Annotated in this window: 4 protein-coding genes; all 4 read right to left on the reverse strand. The window is 38.0% G+C overall.

Annotation, left to right across the window (positions count from 1 at the left end; translation table 11 throughout):
• Positions 1-402: 402 nt before the first annotated feature.
• The 4 genes from ASG81_RS29285 to ASG81_RS29300 all read right to left on the reverse strand — a co-directional run bounded on the left by ASG81_RS29285 (position 403) and on the right by ASG81_RS29300 (position 3,492).
• Positions 403-777 carry a DUF6960 family protein gene (locus ASG81_RS29285; RefSeq protein ID WP_056643323.1) on the reverse strand — a complete coding sequence of 125 codons (375 nt, stop codon included), beginning with the start codon at positions 775-777 and terminating at the stop codon, positions 403-405.
• A gap of 153 nt (positions 778-930) precedes the next feature.
• The gene (locus ASG81_RS29290; protein WP_056643326.1) at positions 931-1,785 is read right to left on the reverse strand and encodes a GNAT family N-acetyltransferase; all 855 of its coding nucleotides are present in this window, start codon (positions 1,783-1,785) and stop codon (positions 931-933) included.
• 131 nt (positions 1,786-1,916) lie between these two features.
• Entirely contained in the window at positions 1,917-2,183 is a 267-nt protein-coding gene (locus ASG81_RS29295; protein WP_056643328.1) for a CD3324 family protein, read from the reverse strand.
• A 412-nt stretch (positions 2,184-2,595) separates the two neighbouring features.
• Positions 2,596-3,492, reverse strand: coding sequence for a hypothetical protein (locus tag ASG81_RS29300; protein WP_056643330.1), 897 nt, complete (start codon positions 3,490-3,492; stop codon positions 2,596-2,598).
• Positions 3,493-4,044: the final 552 nt, after the last annotated feature.

Here is a 4,044-nt window from a genome sequence, read left to right on the forward strand (position 1 = left end):
CGGAGTACCGAGATTTTTAGGCTTTAGGGCATAGACCCGTTCCGTTAACGTTGATCGGACTCCACACCTTGGATAGATAGGACGAAGGAATGTAAGGGCTTAGACCCGTTGAGATTTGGGAGAGTAAATCCCAAGGACCTTGTGGAGAGAGACGTGCAGCATATCTTTATGTGGAAGATGTTGTAAATAGACCAACACCTTCTATTCCCGCATGCCCTCAAACGGAACTGCCTAGCCCATGTTATGTTATCATTTAAACTCCTATTTAAACATGCATGTGAAATCCTGTGAATTAGAGAGCATTCGTGAGAAAAACCTTATTCTCTGAGGGAGCGTAATGAAGCAGCCAATCATAGTGGTCGGCTGCTTCCGTGTTTTTATTGAACTATCGTACCCGTTAGCTTAACTCACTCCGTTTAGTTCCTCTTCATAAAATCTTCTTTTCAGCTTTCTTCCGTCTTTAATCAATAGATATATATGCCTTTTGTCTTTATGATGCCAATGGATTTCTTCGATATAGGCGATATCTCCATTAGTAGTAAGAACCTCCATACCGAAAGAGAATTTTGGTGGATAAATAACTTTATAATTTGTTGGTATTACTCTGTATTCATACTTGCCCTGCTGTAAAACTAAGTATTTATCCTCGATTCCTATACAAAAAAAGACACTAGAATTCTGCGGTTGAAAATTATATAAATCATCAGGATGGATTAATCCCTTATCGTATTCTTGGAACCACGGAAACAATCCCCATGTATTAACTAAATTAGCCATAATTTCGACCTTTCTGAGGTTTATTAACTTTTTTCGTTTTTATCACTAATTTACCACATTATTGAGGCAAGCTCCTTCACTATCGTACCCGTTAGCGGAATAGCGTCTGCCAGATGGAAAATGTATAATCTACTTCTTTACAAGTTCTTTTTGCTAAACATCCAATGCCTTGAGTTCTAATCTTACAGGAAAGGTATACCCCATTGACTCTAACAACATCATAGCTCCCTTATTCTGTTCATTAACCAGCGTCTCAACTTCTTTTCGACCATTCTTAATGTGATACTCAATACCCTTTGTTATGAGAAACTTACCCAGCCCTTTATTACGCCATCGAGGAATTACGAATAATCTTTCAACTGCACCAGTTTGCCAACACATAACGCTACCAACAAGTTCATCGCCTTCAAAAGCAGAAATGGTATGTAACTCTGGACCACCCATCATCCATTCCAACATATTTACACTTCTGTATACAACACCTTGATAAAATTGATTTTCTAATTCGGTATATTTGATTCTTTCCTCTTTGGATTCCATCGGGTGAAATTTGACATTAACTCCAACAGGCGTTCTGACTTCAGGCATGGGTTTTTCAAGTGAATGCTGTGCTAAATAATATGTTTGATAAGGGATAAAGCCCTTCTCTTCGTAAAACTCTCTGTCACCATAAAAGTCTTTCCACGCAACCAACTTTGTTTTCTTGTTTGGATTACGGAGCTTTTGACAGGTATTTATGAATGTAGGGTAAAGTGCCATTCTCACTTCATTCATACGATTTGAAGCTAATTCATTAGTGGGCATTTCGATTTCGAATACATCATGATCATCAGCTATTCCATGTCGTAAGTATCCCACACATATTAAATTACCGTCCTCGTTAAATACACAACTCATCCTTTGATGATCGAAATCTTTATTGTACTTAAAAAGTATCCATGCTTTGTGACTTAAATTTTTAACTGTATCCTCTAATTCAGTGCAATATGGACGAACTTGTAATGACATCCTAATGTCCTCCCTGAAAGGTGTTTTTTCAATTGTAGCAAGGAAACAGTTTGAAAAATATATAAAAGATAATTCAGAATCATTTATTACACAAAAAATCACATCATGAGATCTGATGTGATTTCCTTGACCTATATTTTTGAATAAATGATCTTTTTAATACTATCGTTGGAAAGACAGAATTGATCAGAGAGTTCATCTATCGTTGCACCATCGATATATTGTTGACGTATTGCTTCATTTCTGTGGCTCAAATGTTTTCGACTTCCTGAATTTTCGCCCCATTTTTTCCGTTGTCCTTCAGGAGCGGGGACGTAAACCATCCTACCGTGGATATATTTCTGTATTTCCTGTAATAGTTCTTCTGGAAAAATGTTATCGGCGTTCACATACTTCATGATAGCTCTGCTCCTTAAAATTAATTAAAATTTAAGGTTGCAAAGCCTATCCTATAAACAATTATCACAAAACGCTGATATTAAGGCGGTAAAATAAATTCTGGCTCCATACAAACAACCGCCGTTGTTTATAGATCAAGACTTTGCATGGAGCGGATCGTAGATTTACCCATAATCTGAGACCTCTCTTTCAAAAATCATCAAATCTAATTCTCTTCCAAATATTACATTCGATAATATTTGACTGTTTCCTGCACCTACTTTAAATGCTTGGAACTATACTGCCAGTTAGTTGAGTGAAAAAATGGAGCATCTGCACCGCGGCAGCTTGCTCCACTATCGTACCCGTTAGCGCAATAACTTCTGTAATTGATTTCTTAGAATGGTCTCAAAAAAAAGGACGGGCCGTATTTTAGTTAGAATTCAATTCATTTAGAGGAATATCCACTGTCCAAGGGCCCTTCATGATTTCTGTACTTACTCCCTTATGAATTACGGACCAGTCCGTAATCACGATTTGAAGCTGCGTTATGTTGGTAGTTGTCGGGTTAAATTTTGCTAAACCATGGATAACACCGTTTTTTTGCTCGCTTTGTTCACCGCCATGTTCAGGCTCCGGCTCCAGATGAGCTTGCCCATTTGATCTGACTAAAGCCATCTGAAACCCCATAGGTGCTTCTTGTTTGGTATTGAAGTCGAAATAAACTACTGTTCCATGTTCATTCATTTCAATGCGCTTAACAACAAACGTTAGCTCGCCATCTTCTTCAGGAAGCTTAATTTTTTTTCGAGATTCAATCGTTTTCATTTGAACTTTATTAGAGAGATATTTAATTAAAAACCGATTGCCGCCGCCGCTTAATGTTGTGTGACCTAAATCGATATCGCCAAATTCTATTTGATACCACCCCGGTTCGCCACTTTGTTTCCATGTAGCAGATGAAATAATTGTTTCCCCGGGTTTTAGCGTTTTGTTCCCAAGATTAAGGATTTTAATGTGGTCATATTTATTTAATGGATCCGTCGCAGGCCCAACCAAAATATTGGGAGTGTTCACTATATGAAGGGACTCTTTCCAAACATTTTTTATTTTAATAGTAAAGGTTACTATATCGGCTTGTTTGTATTCCTGTTTCTTAGGTGTAATAGACATTTCTAAATAATGCGGGGCTGGTCTATGTATAACACTTGGTTGTAAACCTGAACTATTAGTTTGGCCCTGAATGAGTGCAGGTTGTTGGTCGCAACCTATCATCAGAACTAAAAACCATATCAAGACGACGGTTACCGACATTATTTTTATTTTCATACATAACCCCCCATTTTATATAATCTTAGACGTCACTGATAACTCAAAGTTGCATATATAGGTGTCCCCCGGAGTTCGAAATGAGGGATTAGCGGAGTAAAGGGCTGCCGCGCGGCAGGCCTTCAGAGTTGGACTATTGTATTGTTAGCTGAAGCTCATTTGCAGTTATCTAATTTATTTAATCCTTCTCTCTTTATTTTACCAGCAACAGAGGGGAAAATTTGCACTTCAAAACCCCGCTCTACTGCCAGTTAGTTTAACGAAGAGTTACCACGCCGAGACCCTTAATACCGGCGGCGGCCTCTATAAGGGTGATGCTGATTTGGAGACTTAAAGGAAATCGATCTTCGCTAAGTATACATTATCTCTGTCGGCAATCGGATAATGTACTTGTCATCGTTAATTGAATAGAACTTAATCCTATAACTAAAAAAGCCCGCGATTTAAGCGGACTTCAATCGGACAATGTTCTTATCCTTTGACAATTGTTAAGCCAATTGCTTTGCTCTATGGAATATTTGGAGTAACGTTTCGAAGTCTTCTTTTAATGTC

Origin of the sequence: Paenibacillus sp. Soil522, from assembly GCF_001428245.1 — a bacterium.
GTDB lineage: Bacteria > Bacillota > Bacilli > Paenibacillales > Paenibacillaceae > Pristimantibacillus.

What these genes read in the sequence shown, in the direction of transcription:
- ASG81_RS29295 (WP_056643328.1), bottom strand. Translation starts at nt 2,183, where the DNA reads ATGAAGTATGTGAACGCCGATAACATTTTTCCAGAAGAACTATTACAG.
- ASG81_RS29300 (WP_056643330.1), bottom strand. Translation starts at nt 3,492, where the DNA reads ATGAAAATAAAAATAATGTCGGTAACCGTCGTCTTGATATGGTTTTTA.
- ASG81_RS29285 (WP_056643323.1), bottom strand. Translation starts at nt 777, where the DNA reads ATGGCTAATTTAGTTAATACATGGGGATTGTTTCCGTGGTTCCAAGAA.
- ASG81_RS29290 (WP_056643326.1), bottom strand. Translation starts at nt 1,785, where the DNA reads ATGTCATTACAAGTTCGTCCATATTGCACTGAATTAGAGGATACAGTT.